Source organism: Nocardia flavorosea, from assembly GCF_015477805.1.
Classification (GTDB): Bacteria; Actinomycetota; Actinomycetes; order Mycobacteriales; family Mycobacteriaceae; genus Nocardia; species Nocardia flavorosea_A.
Genome location: NZ_JADLQL010000002.1, coordinates 1,018,147 through 1,033,948, shown reverse-complemented (window position 1 = coordinate 1,033,948; position 15,802 = coordinate 1,018,147). Strand labels below are relative to the sequence as shown.

General features: G+C 67.9%; 18 protein-coding genes. 7 read left to right on the top strand and 11 right to left on the bottom strand.

Annotation, left to right across the window (positions count from 1 at the left end):
• Positions 1 to 16 precede the first annotated feature (16 nt).
• Positions 17 to 655: a hypothetical protein gene (locus IU448_RS13645; protein ID WP_195055881.1), complete on the bottom strand. Its 639-nt coding sequence runs from the start codon at positions 653 to 655 to the stop codon at positions 17 to 19.
• Positions 656 to 1,132: 477 nt separating this feature from the next.
• Between IU448_RS13645 and IU448_RS28930 the strand changes: the two genes are divergently transcribed.
• From IU448_RS28930 to IU448_RS13625, 4 genes are all read left to right on the top strand, one after another.
• Positions 1,133 to 1,501: a rhodanese-like domain-containing protein gene (locus IU448_RS28930; RefSeq protein ID WP_280456703.1), complete on the top strand. Its 369-nt coding sequence runs from the start codon at positions 1,133 to 1,135 to the stop codon at positions 1,499 to 1,501.
• Positions 1,502 to 1,609: 108 nt separating this feature from the next.
• A complete protein-coding gene (locus tag IU448_RS13635) occupies positions 1,610 to 2,566 on the top strand; it encodes a DUF4328 domain-containing protein (protein WP_324188589.1) in 957 nt (318 codons plus the stop codon).
• On the top strand, positions 2,563 to 3,348 hold the full coding sequence (locus tag IU448_RS13630; protein ID WP_195055879.1) for a glycerophosphodiester phosphodiesterase: 786 nt from the start codon (positions 2,563 to 2,565) through the stop codon (positions 3,346 to 3,348). The genes IU448_RS13635 and IU448_RS13630 overlap by 4 nt, the downstream gene beginning before the upstream one ends.
• A 78-nt stretch (positions 3,349 to 3,426) precedes the next feature.
• Positions 3,427 to 4,347, top strand: coding sequence for a DUF5926 family protein (locus IU448_RS13625; RefSeq protein WP_195055878.1), 921 nt, complete (start codon positions 3,427 to 3,429; stop codon positions 4,345 to 4,347).
• Positions 4,348 to 4,623: 276 nt separating this feature from the next.
• Here IU448_RS13625 and IU448_RS13620 read toward each other — a convergent pair whose 3' ends face one another.
• The 5 genes from IU448_RS13620 to IU448_RS13600 form a co-directional block, all read right to left on the bottom strand.
• A complete protein-coding gene (locus IU448_RS13620) occupies positions 4,624 to 5,175 on the bottom strand; it encodes a ferritin (RefSeq protein WP_195055877.1) in 552 nt (183 codons plus the stop codon).
• A 92-nt stretch (positions 5,176 to 5,267) separates the two neighbouring features.
• Positions 5,268 to 5,822, bottom strand: coding sequence for a ferritin (locus IU448_RS13615; protein WP_195055876.1), 555 nt, complete (start codon positions 5,820 to 5,822; stop codon positions 5,268 to 5,270).
• Between the two features lie 69 nt (positions 5,823 to 5,891).
• Positions 5,892 to 7,262 (bottom strand): LCP family protein, encoded by a 1,371-nt coding sequence (locus IU448_RS13610; protein ID WP_195056305.1) that lies wholly within the window; start codon positions 7,260 to 7,262, stop codon positions 5,892 to 5,894.
• 113 nt (positions 7,263 to 7,375) lie between these two features.
• Positions 7,376 to 8,155, bottom strand: coding sequence for a CPBP family intramembrane glutamic endopeptidase (locus tag IU448_RS13605; protein ID WP_195055875.1), 780 nt, complete (start codon positions 8,153 to 8,155; stop codon positions 7,376 to 7,378).
• 76 nt (positions 8,156 to 8,231) lie between these two features.
• Entirely contained in the window at positions 8,232 to 8,990 is a 759-nt protein-coding gene (locus IU448_RS13600) for a DUF2470 domain-containing protein (protein ID WP_195055874.1), read from the bottom strand.
• 225 nt (positions 8,991 to 9,215) lie between these two features.
• On the opposite strand from IU448_RS13600, the gene IU448_RS13595 reads away from it, so the two are divergent.
• The 3 genes from IU448_RS13595 (at position 9,216) to IU448_RS13585 (ending at position 11,307) form a co-directional block, all read left to right on the top strand.
• Entirely contained in the window at positions 9,216 to 9,647 is a 432-nt protein-coding gene (locus IU448_RS13595) for a hypothetical protein (RefSeq protein WP_195055873.1), read from the top strand.
• A gap of 83 nt (positions 9,648 to 9,730) precedes the next feature.
• A complete protein-coding gene (gene pheA, locus IU448_RS13590) occupies positions 9,731 to 10,648 on the top strand; it encodes a prephenate dehydratase (RefSeq protein ID WP_195055872.1) in 918 nt (305 codons plus the stop codon).
• On the top strand, positions 10,645 to 11,307 hold the full coding sequence (locus IU448_RS13585; RefSeq protein WP_195055871.1) for a histidine phosphatase family protein: 663 nt from the start codon (positions 10,645 to 10,647) through the stop codon (positions 11,305 to 11,307). The genes pheA and IU448_RS13585 overlap by 4 nt, the downstream gene beginning before the upstream one ends.
• A gap of 139 nt (positions 11,308 to 11,446) precedes the next feature.
• Here the strand turns inward: IU448_RS13585 and IU448_RS13580 are convergent, their stop codons facing one another.
• The 5 genes from IU448_RS13580 to IU448_RS13560 all read right to left on the bottom strand — a co-directional run bounded on the left by IU448_RS13580 (position 11,447) and on the right by IU448_RS13560 (position 15,687).
• Positions 11,447 to 12,277 carry an ESX secretion-associated protein EspG gene (locus IU448_RS13580; protein WP_195055870.1) on the bottom strand — a complete coding sequence of 277 codons (831 nt, stop codon included), beginning with the start codon at positions 12,275 to 12,277 and terminating at the stop codon, positions 11,447 to 11,449.
• The gene (locus tag IU448_RS13575) at positions 12,274 to 13,431 is read right to left on the bottom strand and encodes a PPE domain-containing protein (protein WP_195055869.1); all 1,158 of its coding nucleotides are present in this window, start codon (positions 13,429 to 13,431) and stop codon (positions 12,274 to 12,276) included. Before IU448_RS13575 ends, IU448_RS13580 begins: the two co-directional genes overlap by 4 nt.
• Positions 13,432 to 13,530: 99 nt before the next feature.
• Positions 13,531 to 13,863, bottom strand: coding sequence for a PE family protein (locus IU448_RS13570; RefSeq protein WP_062971714.1), 333 nt, complete (start codon positions 13,861 to 13,863; stop codon positions 13,531 to 13,533).
• Between the two features lie 175 nt (positions 13,864 to 14,038).
• Positions 14,039 to 14,389, bottom strand: a complete 351-nt coding sequence (locus tag IU448_RS13565) for a metallopeptidase family protein (RefSeq protein WP_195055868.1) — start codon at positions 14,387 to 14,389, stop codon at positions 14,039 to 14,041.
• A gap of 14 nt (positions 14,390 to 14,403) precedes the next feature.
• Entirely contained in the window at positions 14,404 to 15,687 is a 1,284-nt protein-coding gene (locus tag IU448_RS13560) for a septum formation family protein (protein ID WP_195055867.1), read from the bottom strand.
• Positions 15,688 to 15,802 lie beyond the last annotated feature (115 nt).

Genomic DNA, 15,802 nt, shown 5'->3' with positions numbered 1-15,802 from the left:
CGCATCGGGAGTCGGGTCACAGGGGTGGCGCGATACCGGGGTGGGAAGCGCGTGGATCGCCCTTGTCGTGGGCGGCCCACCAGCGCTGCGACCCGGAGACCAGGTCGGGCAGCGGGATGGTTTCCCCGTTCGCACGTTGTGCGGAAACGGAATCGAACCAGACCCGGATATCGAGTTCGCGCGGATCGACCCCTTCCTCCTGGGAGAATTCCAGGACGTGCCGGGCGATGCGGGTGTCGATGGTGGTGTCGAAACTGAGCAGCTCGCTCCACAGCGTCCAGCAGCTGTCGTCCAGGTCGATGAATTCCCAGCCGTGGAGCCGGCTGCCGCCGAAACTGGCCACCGCGGCCTCGAGGCCGGTGAGCTCCAGTGGCAGGATTCGCGGTTCCAGGTCATCCCATCGCTGTATCCGCAACGACGCGGCAATTCTCGTGACCCCGTGGAAGGTGAGCCGTACCCGCTCCGCCTCCGTATCCGGCACCGCGTCCACGATGGATATGCCGGCGATTTGCTCCGGCAGGCTCAGTACCTCGAGGTCGAGTTCCAGTCGCTTCGTCGCGGAATCGACTGTCAAGCCCAGACACCCGGCCTCCGAGAGTGCTGTGTCGAGACCGGCCTTGTCCAATTCGTCGAGTAACCCCCTGGTCGATGTCATGGCGTCAGATTACCGAGATCAGCGCTGGGATCAGGGGATTTTCGGTTTTTCCGGTTCCGGTGGAACCGATTCGGCGTCGGCGGCGTCCAACTGGTTATCGGGTCGCGCCGGGGCGCGGCTCGATGCGGTGGCCGGACGGCCGCTCCGGGATTTTTGGAGGGGAGTACCGGATCGGCCGTTCGGGTCCACCGTTACCGCAGGTCGAGCCGTTGATCCGGGGAACCTGGGATAATGGTGCGCTGAATGGTAGCTGATCGTGTCCGAACTCGATGCGAATTATGCAGATTGCCCATCACCGGTAGCTGCGGGTGCAGAACCGGATCGCCGCGATCTCCCGATTCGGCGAATTTTCGGCACCGTCCGGCGTGTCGGTTCGGTCCGGACAGTTTCGGAACACTTGTCGGCGATGCGGGCCTGCTCGCGGGCGGTCGCCCCGGACCCGGCGGCGGTACCGGCGCTTGTGGCAGGATCAGTAACGTGACGAGCTTCGGGGTCCCGTCGGTATCGGTCGAGGCCGTACCGGCCGAATTCGATCATCCGCCCGGGCAGGCGGAGGCGGCTGCCGCTGTCCTGCTCGATGTGCGTGAAGACGATGAATGGCAGCTCGGCCATGCGCCCGGTGCCGTGCACATCCCCCTGTCCGATATCCCGGCGCGCTACGGCGAACTGGACCCGGACGCCGACCTGTATGTCGTCTGCCGGCAGGGCGGCCGCTCGATGGAGGCGGTCAAGTACCTGGTGAACATCGGATACGAAGCGGTCAACGTGGCAGGCGGGATGGTGGCCTGGCAGCAGCTCGGCCGCCCGCTGGCCGGCGAGGGCCCCGGGCCCGCGAAGATCTACTGACGAATTGCGAGGTGCGCGGTGAGTACGGTGGTGCAGCCTTGTGCCCGCTGCGGTACACGCTGGGCGGTGCAGGGCACGCCGATGCACTGGTGCCCACGATGCCGCGGTGTGCTGCTGTCCCCGGGGCCGATCGACGCTCCGCCGCAGCGCCGTAATTATCGCTGGGTCGCCCGCCGCCCCGGTCGCCTCGACCGTTCCGGACCTACCGCCGCAACCGAGCAGGCATCGGCCGAGACTCCCCGGTACACCGAGATTCCGCGCTGGGGGTTGCGGGACCACCCGGTACCCGCCGAGCGCGGGGAGCACCCCCGGCCGTTGAGCACGCTCGCCCGCTGGGTGTACCCCGCATTGCTCGCCACCGCGGTGCTGTTCGGTCTGGCCGCCGTGGCCGAACTGGGCCGATATCTGATCCTGCTGCGCAACCGCACCCGGTTGATCGAACCGCCGCTGCTGTGGTTCTCCGACGCGCTCGTGAATACCGCCGCGCTGTTCGCGCTGATCATGGCCCTGGTCGCCGCGGCGGCCGCACTGGGGTGGCTGATCGAGGTGCGGCGCGCCGCGTTCGCCGCGGCCGGCCGCCGGGACCCGCGTTCACCGCGCACCCTGGCGCTCGGCTGCCTGATCCCGGTGGTGAACCTGATCTGGCCCGGCGTGTTCCTCTCGGAAATACTCGCCGGACGCGATGACCCGCGCCCGCTGCAGGCCGTGCGGATCTGGTGGGCGGTGTGGGTCCTCGGCGGACTGCTCTCGGTGGCGGCGCTGTTCTGGCGGACCGCCGATTCGCTGCAGGCCGAGGCCGACGGCGTGCTCTTCACCGCGCTCACCGATCTCGCCGCCGCCGCCGTGGCCGTGCTGACCCTCTGGGTCGTGCGCACGGTCGAAGGGCGTGACCTGAGCGGCCGCGACCGGCTCGCGCACCGCTGGGTGGTGGCCGTCGACCCGGCCACACCGCTGATCGAACCGGTGCACCCGAGCGGTGCCGCTACGGTGAGCACTGCGCCGGACGCCGCGACAGCAGATTCCCGGGACGGTGCCGGCCGAGCACAGGAGGTTGTGGCCCAGTGAGCGAGCACAGCGACCAGTCGGTCCAGGGCCCGCGCGCACCGTTCGTGGTCGCGCATCGCGGCGCCTCGGCGGCGCGGCCGGAACATACGCTGGCGGCCTACGAACTGGCGCTGGAAGAGGGCGCCGACGGGGTCGAATGCGATGTCCGGCTCACCCGCGACGGTCATCTGGTCTGCGTGCACGACCGCACGGTGGACCGCACCTCCAGTGGTACCGGATTGGTCAGCGAGCTGACGCTGGCCGAGCTGAAGGAACTGGATTTCGGTGACGGGTCCCCGGCCGGTGTGCTCACGCTGAGCGAACTCATCGGCCTGGTGCTGGATTGGCGCAGCCGCCCGACGAAACTGTTCATCGAGACCAAACACCCGGTCCGATACGGATCGCTGGTGGAGAACAAGGTACTGGCCGAACTGCAGCGTTTTGGGATCGCCACCCCCGCGTCGGCTGCCCATTCACGGGCGGTGGTGATGTCGTTCGCGGCGACCGCGGTGTGGCGGATCCGCCGGGCGGCGCCGTTGCTGCCGACCGTGCTGCTCGGTGAATCTTCCCGCTACCTCGGGGGTAGTGCGGCGACGACGGTGGGTGCGACCGCGGTCGGTCCCTCGGTGAAAACGCTGCGCGAGCATCCCGACCTGGTGGACAAGGCCGCCGCGGCCGGCCGGGCCACCTACTGCTGGACAGTCGACGAACCGGACGATATAGCGCTGTGCGCGGATCTCGGGGTGAGCTGGGTGGCGACGAACCATCCGGGCCGGGCAAAGGCCGTACTGGCCAACCGCTGAACGCGCCGGTACCCGCTGGCTGCCGATACCGAGTGGCCTGCGGCCGGTGGGCCGGTATGCCGTGTAATTTGACCAGCCGTGGGTAAGAGCAAACGCAATAGTCCGAAACCCGGCGGCAACCGGGCCCAGCGTCTGGCCGAGCGGCGGGCGGCGTTGCAGGAGGCCGAAACGGCCGTCGCCCGTCCTTTCGAGGGACTGGCCGCCGAATGCGATCTGGTCGCGCTGCGCGAGTTCGTTCCGTCGGCGACCGCCGAGTTGGTGCTTGCTCCCGGTGTCGCCGCCGAGCGCCCGGTAGTCCTGGCGACGGTTCTGCCGGGCGCGGTGGCGGCGCTGGTGCGTGCCGGTGATACGCCGACCGGATACGTCGGTATGCAGGTGCAGGCGCCGACGAGCGATCCGGCCGCGGATATCGCGGCGTCGATTCTGTGGTCGCAGTCCGCCGAACCCGGTGATTCGCTGGCGGTCGCGCATGCCGCGCCGGGCGGGCCCGCGCTGTCCGATGTGGTTGTGGCGGATGCGGCACTGGATCTGGTGGTGCACCAGGATTTCGATTGGTGGGTGCCGGAAGGCGTGCAGCCGGAGCCGCAGATCGCCGCCACTATCGAACAGGCCAAAGAGGCCATCATGCCGTCGGATCGCCTGGATCTGGGGTCCGGGGCGATCGGTGCGCCCTGGTGGGTGGATGCGGGCGAGAAGGCCCATCTGCGCTGGGTGCGGCCGGAGTCGGAAGATGATCTGATGTTGGCGCTGGCGCGGCTGCACGCGGCGGGCGGTCTGCATCTCGGTGCGGGTTCGCGGTTCGCCGGTTCGTTCCGCACCCATGGATTGCTGGTGCCGGTCTTCGATCTCGACCCTGAGCGTCATGTGAGCGAATTGGCCGCCCCGGCAACGGAATTCGGTGAACGTTTGGCGGAAGCGCTGGCGGTCGACGCTCCGCTGACCTCGGAGCAGCGACGGTCGCGAGACGGGCTGCGGTCGCGTCAGGTCACGCTCCGCTGAATAAAACGGAGAATTTTCCGAAAAACCCTTCTTTCCGAAGCTGATCTCCGCTAGGTTTCAGGGGTCGCCGTTTCTGGAACCCCCCGGCGACGAACGTCAGCCGACACACGACCCGGCGCCGGCTGACGTGCTGGAGCATCGGCCGCCCGACCTCGGCGCAGTAGGCCGGGACGGCCGATGCTCCCATTCATCACCCGGGAAACAACCTGCGAGCCACCGTCCGAGCCCTCCGCATCAGCGGCGGTTGCTCGGCTTCGGGCTGGGCTGTCCGCTCTGTCAGATGTGGCCGCCGGCCACCGACGGCGAACCCGGTGCATAGGTCGGGTCGTCGCTCATCTCGCGGGCGATGAACTCCTCGAGATCGAACAGATTCGACCCGGCGCGGTCGGCGACGGTCAGCAGCGTGGTCATCTTCGCGACTTCCTCGACCTGTTCCTTGAGGAACCACTGCATGAACTGCTCGCCCAGATAATCGCCTTCTTCGCGTGCGGTGCTCGCCAGCTGGACAATCTGGTCGGTAACGGTTTTCTCCTGATCGAGTGCCAGTGCGATCGGCTCGCGGGCATTCTCGAAATGAGACTTTGCTGCGTCGACGCCGGAAATGTCGACGCTGATATCCCGATCCAGGAAATACTGGACGATCATCATCGCGTGATTGCGTTCCTCGACCGCCTGTGCGTAGAACCGCTTCGCCAGTTGTGGCAGGTCTGCGTTGTCGTACCAGACGGCGATGGCGATGTACTGATGCTCGGCATTGAACTCGTGCCGAATTTGATCGTGCAGTAATCCGTGAAATTTGCTGCGGGGGCTCTCCGGATGATTGGACATGCCTTGACATTAACGCCGGTAAAGGGCTATGTCATCCAAGTGCAGCCTTATTGAGGCTAGTGTTGCCTTATTCGATTGAGGATAGTGTTGCCTTATCCATTTCGGCCCGCTCCGGCCATTTTCGGCACCGAGCTGTTCGTTTGCGGAGCGACCGCGGATAGTTCGCGGGCCACGAACTCCTCGACATCGAACAAATTCCCGGCTGAGCGATCGATCACAGCCAGCAACGTCGACATGCCCGCCACATCCTGCTGCTGGCATTCGAGCAGCCAGCTCATGAACTGTTCACCCAGGAAATCGGCCCATTCCCGGGCCACCTTGGCGAGCTCGGTGACCTGGTCGGTCAGCGTCTGCTCGCGGGCGAGCAGGAAAGCTACCGCGGCTCGCGGCGATTCGAAAGTCTGGCGCACTTCGCCGAGTCCGCCGATGGTGATCTCGAGGTCCCGGTCGATCAGATACTGGACGATCCGTAACGCGTGCCCACGCTGCTGCTCCGACCGCTCGTAGCAGTGCGCGGCCAGTCGCGGCAACCGCTGGATATCGAAGTACACCGCCGCGGCCAGATACTGCTGGGAAGCGGTGAGCCCGTGCTGGACCTGAGCCCGGAGCAGGGCGATGAACGGTTGAGCCAGGTCGCTGTCGTGCATATACCGATTATCGCGCGCCCGCACAGCGGCCCGCGGCCCGGGCCGATGGTTGTCACCGCCCCGGGCGGCTCATTCGGCGATGAGTTCCGCCGGAATCGGGTCCCCCTCGGCCAGCGCTTCGAAGAAACGACTGGCATCGGGTTTGGCCCACAACAAGACGTTGCCGCTCGCGGTATCGGCGAATCCGCCCACCGGGACGGTCGTCGCCAGGGTGTCGCCCCGCAACGACCAACCCAGCCGGGCCAGATCCCAGATATGGTCGCCGGAATCGACGGTCAGCGAACGCGCGGTATTGCTGGCCATCGGCCACAGCGCGAACGGGTTGGCCAGGGTGGCCGGGCTGGTCGCTTTCTCCAGCAACGCCGAAAGGAACAGCCGCTGATTGTTCATCCGGTCGATATCGGCCAGGGCCGTGGCCCGGCTGCGTACGAAGCCCAGTGCCTGGGGGCCGTTCAATTCCTGACAACCCGCGGGAATATTGATACCGGCCAGCGGATCGTCGATGGCCTGCGGTACACACACATCGATACCGCCCAGACCGTCGACCACGCCCGCGAACCCGGCGAAACCGATCTCGGCGTAATGATCGATGCGCAGGCCGGTCGCGATCTCCACAGTCTGGGTGAGCAGTGGGGCCCCGCCGAAAGCGAACGCGGCGTTGAGCTTGTCCTGGCCGTAGCCCGGGATACCGACGTAGGAATCGCGCGGCAGGCTCACCAAGGTGGTGCGACCCGAGGGCGGGATATGCACCAAGATGATGGTGTCGGTGCGCGCGTCGCCGACCTCTCCGCCCGTGGCCAGGCCCTGGGTCTGTTCGTCGGAGAGGCCCGCCCGGCTGTCCGAACCCACCAGCAGCCAGTTGGTTCCCGCGGTGTTGCCGACCCGGTCCTCGTAGTCGCCGAGCGCATCGATCCGGGTGAGCGAACCGTCGAGTTTCACGATCCCGTAGATCAGCGCGGTGACCACTACCAGCAGGAAGACCAGAACCCATCGGCCGATATGGCGTTTTCGGCGGCGCCGCGGGCGCGGGGCGGCACCGCCGTAGGGCTTATCCCGTCCCGGTGGTGGTGGCCGCCTGCGACCACCACGGTCGGGCACCGGGCGCTGGGTAGGGGCGTATTCGGATTCGCGGTAGGGCACCGGCCGCTGTGTAGGCGCGTGCGTACGGGGAGCGGTTTTGCCGCCACGCCCCGGAGCCGGGGGACGCGCGGGAGCGGTCCGCCCTCCCTCGGGCGGCTGTGAGTAGGCCCGGGGCGGTTCATAGCGTTCGGTCGGTCGCCCGCCACGGACGGGGCCGGGACCGCGGCGGATCACCTGCGGCGGTTCGACCGGTGGTCGTCCACCGCGAGGCGGGGGCGGCACGGGCCGGCGCGCGGGCCCTCGGCCGGGTGCTCCGTTGTGCGGCGGCACCCGGCGGATCCGTGGGTCGTCGCCGTTCATCATCATCAGACTGTACTTATCGTTTTCCCCCGCGTTCGTCAGCGGCCGAACCGGCGGTGCTGCGCCCCAGGTGAGCGCGTCGGATCCTGTCCAGTCGGGTTACGCGCCGATCGCTACGGCAGCCACGAGACGCGCCCGCGTAACACTCCGTAGCCGATATAGGCCACCACATCGATCACCGCGTGTGCGATGACCAGGGGCCACAACCGTCCCGAGCGCTGCCAGTACCGCCCGAAGATCACGCCCATCACCACATTGCCGATCCCCCCGCCGAGTCCCTGATAGAGGTGATAGCTGCCGCGGAGCAACGCCGAAGCGGCAAGTGCCGAATTATCCGACCAGCCCAGCGCGCGCAGCCTGGTCAGTAGATAGGCGACCACCACGATTTCCTCGGCTCCGGAATTCGCGCAGGCGGAAAGCACCAGCGCCGGCATCCGCCACCAATGATCGGCCAGTGCGTCCGGCACGATGGTCACGTTGATCCCCAGAGCCTGGGCGATGAGGTACAGCCCCAATCCGGGAAGCCCGATTACCGCGGCCAGTACCACCCCGTGCAGTACATCGGACCGGAAACGTGTCCGGGTCAGCCCGATCGCCCGCGGGCCCAGTCCACTGCGCCACAGCAGATACAGCGCCAACCCCGCCCAGGCGGCCAACCGCACCACCCCGAGCAATTGGAACAGCAAGTCCAGTGCCGCGTGGGTTGTCCGTGACGAGTTCAACGCGACGGTCTGCGCCCCGACACCGCCCGGCGCCAGCGCGCTCTCCAGCAGCGACAGTGCGGCATTGATCCCGCTCAAACCGAATGTGACACCCAGGACGACGAGGATCTCGAGCCGGATCGCCCGCTGTTCGCGTAGCCGGTCATCGACCGTCCCTCCGGTTTCGCTCATGCAGTGAACCTATTGGCTGTGTTGGCCTGCGGTACCTCCGGCACCGGCGGTTTCGGCCCACTCTGCAGGGAGGTAGTCAGATGGAGCGCAGGCCGTTGAGGAAAGGGCAGCCCGCGAGGGTGCGGACCGCCCGGCCGAGCGCCTCGACGTCCTCGGCGGGGGTGGCGAAGGGGAGCCGGAAATCGTGGTCGCCGTCGATACTCTCGATGCGCAGGGTGAGTCCGTAGCGGTCGATGGCCAGTGGGTGGATCCGACCGTGGCGCAAGCTGGCCGGCAGGTGCCGGGCCAATTGCGCGACCACGTCGGCGTGATCGGCGTCCAGATGCTGCAGCCAGGCGGATTCCATACCGCAGAACGGGTCGGGGGCGGCGAGCCGCAGATCGTCGACACACACCGATTCGGCCCCGGCGGAATCGGCGACCACCGCCGAGTTCAACACCAAACGGAGCAGGGTGGTGGTGTGGCCGATATCGAGCAGGCCGGGGTGTGGATGTTCCTCCGCGACCGCGGTGACCAGGGTGCGCTGGGCACGTGCGGGCACCGCACGGATCCAGCCGCGCAGCCAGACGAGCGCCCGAACCGGTTCCCGTAGCGGCAGCGGGGCGTGATCGGTGAATTCGAGGACGGCGGGCGCGCCGGCGACCTGCTCCTGGGCGGCGTAGACCGCGGCGCTCTCGTTCGGTACCGCGATCACCACATCACCGCACTGGCGCAGATAGTGCACCGGTACGGGTGTCGGGTCGGCGCCCGGCAGCGCGAGAACTGCGTGTTCGGCCTGTGCGCAGGCGCTGCGAACGCGTTCGGCGGTGGTCGGGGCGGGGGCGGTCGGCGCCATCGGTACCTCCAGTGCGGGCGGACCCGGCTTCACGATCAAGAATTAGGTTAACCTAAGCTAAGTTAAACTCGAATGCAGCGCAAGAGGATCGAGGAGCGCGGGCGGCTGCCACCGATGCATTCCGACCCGCCGGGAAACACCGTGCCGGCACGCCGCAGAAGGCATCCGCAGCCCGGCGAGGGGCCGGGCGGCACGTGGCCGAGCCTTCCTGCCTACGATCGAAGGGTGGTCGCGGGCGATTCTGAACCGGTACTGGTGGAACTGACCGTCCCCGAACGCGTGGTCGAACGCGGACTGGTGGACGGCCTGGTGATACCGCCGGGGCAATTCGCCGGTGAACGGCGGCTGGGCCCGGAGCTGCCGGACGAACATACCGCTGACTTCCTGGCCGAAGCAGCCCACCGGCCGGATGGTTTCGTGGCCCGTGCCGAGGACGGTGCCCGCGCGCTGGCAGTCCTTGCCGCAACCGCGGCAGCGCTGTGCGGCGACGATATCCGCAAGGCGCTGAACAGTCCGGACACCGATTTCCTGGCAGGTCTTTCGGTCGGAGCGGTCGACGCCGTCCGGGAAATTCTGCTCGGGATCGAGAGCGAAGCGCCGGCCCAGGTGGAGCGTGCGCTCCGTGCGGCATTGCGCACCGGCGGTGCCCACGGCTGATCCCGGTCGGAGCTCCCGGACCGCGCATTCGAGTGCTCGATACCGGAGGCGAGCACACGGCCCGCACAAGTAGGCTCGTAGCCGTGCCGCGTATCGCCTATTTCGGCCCGTCCGGAACCTTCACCGAGATGGCCCTCGCCGAATTCGAGAGCTCGGGGTCCTTCGACGGGCCGGTCGAGCGGATCGCTGCCCCCAGCCAGGCCGCCGCCCTGGAACTGGTACGTGCCGGCACCGTGGCCGCGGCGGTGGTCCCGATCGAGAGTTCGGTAGAAGGCTCCATCTCGGCGACCCTGGACTCCCTGGCCATCGGACCGCGGTTGCAGATCGTCGCCGAAACCGAACTGGAAGTGACGTTCACCATCCTCGCGCGCCCCGGAACCGATATCGCCGCCGTCCGGTCGCTGGCCGCCTACCCGGTCGCGCTGGCGCAGGTCCGCAACTGGGTGTCCGATACCTGGACCGATATCTCGATCCACACCTCGAACTCCAATGCCGCGGCAGCGGAGGACGTCCGCGACGGGCTGGCGGATGCCGCGGTATCCACCGCGCTGGCGGGCGAGCGACTCGGCTTGGCGGTGCTCGCCGCCGGAGTCGCCGACCACGACCAGGCAGTCACCCGGTTCGTACTGGTCACCGCGCCACGCGTGGCACCGGCCCCCACCGGCAGCGACCGCACCTCCATCGTGATCGAGGAACTGCCGAACCTGCCCGGGTCTCTCATGCGAGCCTTCGCCGAATTCTCCACTCGCGGAATCGACCTCACCCGGATCGAATCCCGGCCCACCCGAACCGGTATGGGCACCTACCGCTTCTACCTCGACTGCGTCGGCCATATCGAAGATGCCGCGGTGGCCGAGGCATTGAAGGCGCTGCACCGCACGGCGCGTATCCGTTTCCTCGGCTCCTGGCCCGCCACCTCCGCGAACGGCACCCCGCCGCCGTCGGATGAGGACGCAGCGCTCTGGTTGACTCAGCTACGCAAAGGGGTGGCCGACCTGTGACCGCCAAACTCATCCTGGTCCGGCACGGTGAAACCGAAGGTAATGTCGCCAAGATCCTGGACACCAAACTGCCCGGCCTGCCGCTCACCGAACGCGGCGCCGCCCAGGCCAAGGCTTTCGGCGAGGCGCTGCCGACCCCGCCGCGCGCGCTCTTCCATTCGCATGCGCTGCGTGCCCACCAGACCGCCGGCTATATCGAAGCGGCCACCGGAGTACACGCAGTAGGGCGTGCGGGTGTGCACGAGGTGCAACTGGGTGATCTGGACGGCCTCGCCACACCGGAAGCGCACGAACAATTCCAGGCGATCTACCACCGCTGGCACGAGGGCGGGCTGAGCGAGCGGATCCCGGGCGGTGAGTCCGGCCGCGATGTCCTCGACCGCTTCCTCCCCGCCATCGCCGACCTGCGCGCGGAATTCCTGGAAGACGGAACCGGCGGCGATGTGCTGGTGGTGACCCACGGTGCCGCCATGCGGCTGGTGGGTCGCGAGCTGGCCGGGGTCGCCCCGCCGTTCACCACCAACAATCACCTGGACAACACCGAGACGATCGAGTTGGTCGCCGTGCCCGGCGGCGGCTGGGAGTGCGGGCGCTGGGGCCGGTTCACCCCGCCGTTCGGCGGTAAAGCCGAATTCGGCGCCGACGACCCGATGGGCTAGGTAAAGGTATTTCACCCTGCCGGCCTGGGCTCAGCTCACCGCTCTCGACACCTCCGGTCGTTCGATGCCGGGCCGGTCGTGATCAGCCGCCCGGTCGCCTCGCAACACACTCTGGCGAGCGTTCGACAGTGTGTTCCGCTCAGGCGAGCGCCGGGTTGCTCGGGAATTCCGACCGTTCGGGCAGCGAATTGATCAAATCTTGCAGGGCGATTCGCAGCCGGGCATCCGTACCGCTACTGAACGACGTCCATTTCGTTCCGTCGTCGGCGACGCTGGCGGTGGCGATGAAACGGCCCGCCCGCGTATTGAATACGGCGATATGGTTGTCCGCGACATCGCGACTCGCATCCCCGTACACGACGCCGACGATTTCGGCGTGCGATTCGCAGTGCGCCATGGCCGAGGCGATGGTCTGCGCGTCCCGAGTGGGATTGCCGACCTTCGCCAACCGAGCCGCGGTGGCCGCCGGATCCCCGGCGTCGTCGAAAATCGGCACGAGCTGTTCGGTGGGCGCGTTCATCCCGGTCAGCTCCAGCGGTTCGGCATGGCCGAGTGCCGCGATCACCGGGCCGGCCAGATCCTCGCCCGCCTCGTCGATCATGTACGAATCCGGGCCGCGAAGGGCGATGGTCACCAGTTCATCGCCCTTCGCCAGGCACATCCGGCTCGCCTGGCCGCCGACGAAGAGCCGGAGCGCCACCACCCAGTGCGGTCGGTACAGACCGCGTAGCCGATCGGCCAGGTCGGGCTGGATACGGTCGCCGTCGAGCAGTTCCCGCTCGATGAGCACCTGCTCGGCGGCGTTCATTGCCCTGTCGTGATCGACCTCGTTGTCGTATCGACCCCGCGCGTCGAGGACGACCGGGACCTCGTCGATCTCCAGTTTCTCCAGGAGATACTGCATTTCGTCGAGCGACAGACCGACCGCAGCGAGCATGGAAGGCCCGCGTCCCCCACCCAGCACCGTCACTTGTCCGACCGTGTGGGTTCGGCGCCGATGACGCCGTCGGCGATGTAGCGGCCGTCGGCGAAGTGATCACCGCGCAGGTAATCGGCCGCGTCGTGGTCTTGATCGTCCTCGTCGTTGGCGCGGGCATTACCCATCAGCGGGCTGCCGGACGTGCCCGTACCGGTGGGACGTACGGGTGCGGCCTCCCCGCGCGTGACGGCGACGGATTCGCCGGCGGGCGCGGCGCTGCCGGCCGGCGGCGCGCCCCAGCCCTCGGGCAGCTTGAAGCCGCTGTTGCTCAGGCCCGGGGCCGAGCCGGGCATACCGCCGGCCCGGGTGGTGGCCGCGGCCGTGGACGCCGCCACCGCACCGGTCACCATGCCCGGAACCGGCGCCATCGAGGACGGCGCCGACGTGGTGGTGGCTGCCGCGATGGCATTCGCGCCCAGATTGCCTACCGTGGTGACACCCGTACCGGCCACCGAACCGGCGACATTCGCCGCCTGGGTGACCGCGCTGGCGACGCCGGGGTTCTGGGCCAGTGCACTGCCTGCCGCGGCCAGCATCTTCACCGGATCACCGTTGGCTTCCTTCATGGCATCCTCGGCGGGGCCGGGATCGGCCTGCCCGGCGCCGTTGGCGATCGGCGGCGGATTCAGGAACTCACCCGGCGTCAGCACCAGCGCGGTGATGGCCGCCTCGTAGGTTTCCATGGTGAGCGCGGCACGCAGGTCCAGTGCGGCCTTCGCGGCTTCCGCGATCTCGGAGCTGCCGTTGAGCACGCCGCCGGTACTGTGCGCCGCGACACGGGCCGCGTTCACCGCCGCGATCTCCGGCAGGCTCGGCATGGCGATCGAGGCCACGGTGTAGGCGGTGGCCTGCGAGGCGGCCTTGGTGCCCAGGGTGGCGGACATAGCGCCCTGCTGCTCGGCCCAGCCGGTGAACCCGACCAGCCGGGCCAATGCGCCGATACCGTTCACGCTCTGCATGCCGACGCCGAGTTCGGCCATCACCCGGACCACCGTGGCAGTGGCGTCCACCCAGGCGCCGGTGAGTGTGCCCCACGCGGTGGCGGCCGCGGACATCGGGATGGCGTGCGCTCCCGCGTTCAGCGCGATCGAATTCCCCTCGGCGAGTCTGGGCAGCCAGAACACCCCGGTGATACCTGCGGTCATGCTTGTTTCTCCCCTTGTGAACTATCGATGCTTCTGCGGTCGCGCCACGCGCGTTCGTGGTCTGTGCCGTGGTGCGGCGGGTCGGCGATCATCGGTGACCTAGGCGCTGATCGCGCCGAACGGTGCGCCGGTGAGTGCCAGGACGCCGGCCGAGGCGGCGTCCTGCGCGAGATATCCGGCGAGCTGGGTACGCAGGATCGCGGCGGTGTGGTGCAGTTCGAGAACTGCCTGCGCAAGAGAGGTCTGGTGGGTGGCGGCGCCCTTGTTCATATGCATCGCACCATGTATCGACGCCTCGTCGGCGCCGGACGGCGCGACATAGGTGGCGGGTACGGTGGCCGCGGCGACCCCGGCCAGCCGGTCGGCGAGCAGGTCCAGTTCTACCGCGGCGGCAAGGATGAGTTCCGGTGTGACACCGACATTGCCAATCATGTCCTCGACTCCTTCTTGTGGCGGCTCTTGGGCGGAACCACGAGAATTCCCCCTACGAGTACATTGGACGCGATACCCCCGCGAGCGGTTCCATCGAATCCACAACTTCTTCCGGTGTGGTCCGCCGCCGCCCCCGTGCATCCCCTGCCGGCGCGTCGCGTGGACCAGACTCAGCTTAACCCCATCCCAACTGATGGAGCCGGTCTTCGTCAATCCCGAAATAGTGTGCGATTTCGTGGATCACGGTAATCCGTACTTCCTCCACCACTTCGTACTCGTCGGCGCAGATCGACAACAGGGCCTCCCGATAGATGGTGATCGTATCGGGAAGTGAACCGCCGTAATGACTGTCGCGTTCGGTGAGCGCGATCCCGTGGTAGAGCCCGAGCAGGTGCGGATCGTCGGGATTGCGCGGTTCGATGAGTACGACCACGTTGTCGATGGCCCGGGCCAACTCCGGCGGGATCAGGTCCAGCGCGTCGCCGACGAGCTCTTCGAAACGATCCTCCGACATGGTTACCGGCACGATGACACTCCGTCTCAGCGCGGCGCGGGCCGCGGTTCCGGCTGCGGCGGCAGCGGCGCCGCGCCCGGCAGCGGCGCCGGGGTGGAGCGCCCGGAGTTCGGCGGCGGCACCGGCTCCTGTCCGTCGATCAGGATGCGGCCGCGCGCCGGGCCCACGATCGGTGCGAAACCTTCCTGGTCCGCGCCTTTTCCGACCATACAGTTCAGCTTCCGGCTACCGGCCAGCCAGCTGCGCGCATCGATGAAATCGAAGAACACCGTCAGCGTCTTGTCCCGCAGCACATGCGGGCCGCCGAGATAGTCGTTGGTGGTCCGGCCGCATTCCTCTTCCAGGAATTTGTCCTGATCCTCCTTGGACGGCGGCCCGCCGGGGAACCGGGCGGACAGATCGACCGTGGCGGCGATTTCGACGGAATGCTCCTGGGTGCAGTCGACGGGATCGGTCGGCAGATTCTGGCTGATCCCGAGGCATACGCCCGGCTCGTAGACCTTGGACTGGTCGCTTTCGGCCACGCGTCCGGTATTGGGCAACGGGTTACCGCTCAGGCCGGGCACCTGCAGACCGCAGCGCAATACGCGGTCGCCGGAGTTGTTCCAGCCGTCATTGCTCGGATACATCAACCCGACCGCGTACCGGCCGCGCGGATCGAGCCGGCCGTTGAGGTACCGCTGGGCGGCGGGCACGCAGTGTTCCTCGCGCAGTTCGGTGAGCCGCAGCGAATCCGGCCAGACCGCGCCGGGCCCGAATTCGGAGCCGGGGTACTGGCTCAGATCGATGGTGTCGGTGACCTCGAACAGATGCTCCTCGGCGCAATCGAGTTCCACCAGGTCCGAATGGTCCGGCTTGGTCCAGGTGAGGCAATCGCCCGGCGACACCGAAGCGAATACTTTGTCCGCCTTGGCCACGGCACCGCCCGGGCTGCGCGCCTGCAGGTTCGAATCGTTGTCGAAACCGGTGAGTGTCAGCGTGAGCAGTGCCGCGACGATCGCGCCGACGGCCACCGCGAGCAGACTCCAGCGCAACCGCGGCGCGGGGATCCGCTTGGGCTTGCCTTCGCCACCGGGACGCGAACTCCTCGCCCGGCCCGGACGTGATCCCGCCGGGCCGGGCCGGTTCTCCCGGCGCGGGGCACGCGCCGTCGCGGGATCGTGGTCCGGGGTGTCGAGGGATGCCGGACCACCGGACCGGGTCCGCGCGGTATCGGTCTTGCGACCGCGGCCCGGGCGGGCGGTACGCGAGCGCAACGATTGGCCGCCACGGAGGCCGGGCCGGTTTGCAGGCTCATTTTCGGAGGACATCGCGGTCCATCATGGCAGCGCCACACCCGAACGTGCCACGAACCCGGCCGATCGGTATGGCGCACTTGCGCGAGGACCGGTGGGACCGGCCGTAGGGCAGTGCGGGAGATACTCG

Excerpts from the sequence above, each read along its gene's own strand:
- IU448_RS13645 (WP_195055881.1), bottom strand. The coding sequence starts at position 655 with ATGACATCGACCAGGGGGTTACTCGACGAATTGGACAAGGCCGGTCTC.
- IU448_RS13620 (WP_195055877.1), bottom strand. The coding sequence starts at position 5,175 with ATGTCCAATCATCCGGAGAGCCCCCGCAGCAAATTTCACGGATTACTG.
- IU448_RS13615 (WP_195055876.1), bottom strand. The coding sequence starts at position 5,822 with ATGCACGACAGCGACCTGGCTCAACCGTTCATCGCCCTGCTCCGGGCT.
- IU448_RS13610 (WP_195056305.1), bottom strand. The coding sequence starts at position 7,262 with ATGAACGGCGACGACCCACGGATCCGCCGGGTGCCGCCGCACAACGGA.
- IU448_RS13605 (WP_195055875.1), bottom strand. The coding sequence starts at position 8,155 with ATGAGCGAAACCGGAGGGACGGTCGATGACCGGCTACGCGAACAGCGG.
- IU448_RS13600 (WP_195055874.1), bottom strand. The coding sequence starts at position 8,990 with ATGGCGCCGACCGCCCCCGCCCCGACCACCGCCGAACGCGTTCGCAGC.
- IU448_RS13575 (WP_195055869.1), bottom strand. The coding sequence starts at position 13,431 with ATGACCGCAGGTATCACCGGGGTGTTCTGGCTGCCCAGACTCGCCGAG.
- IU448_RS13570 (WP_062971714.1), bottom strand. The coding sequence starts at position 13,863 with ATGATTGGCAATGTCGGTGTCACACCGGAACTCATCCTTGCCGCCGCG.
- IU448_RS13560 (WP_195055867.1), bottom strand. The coding sequence starts at position 15,687 with ATGTCCTCCGAAAATGAGCCTGCAAACCGGCCCGGCCTCCGTGGCGGC.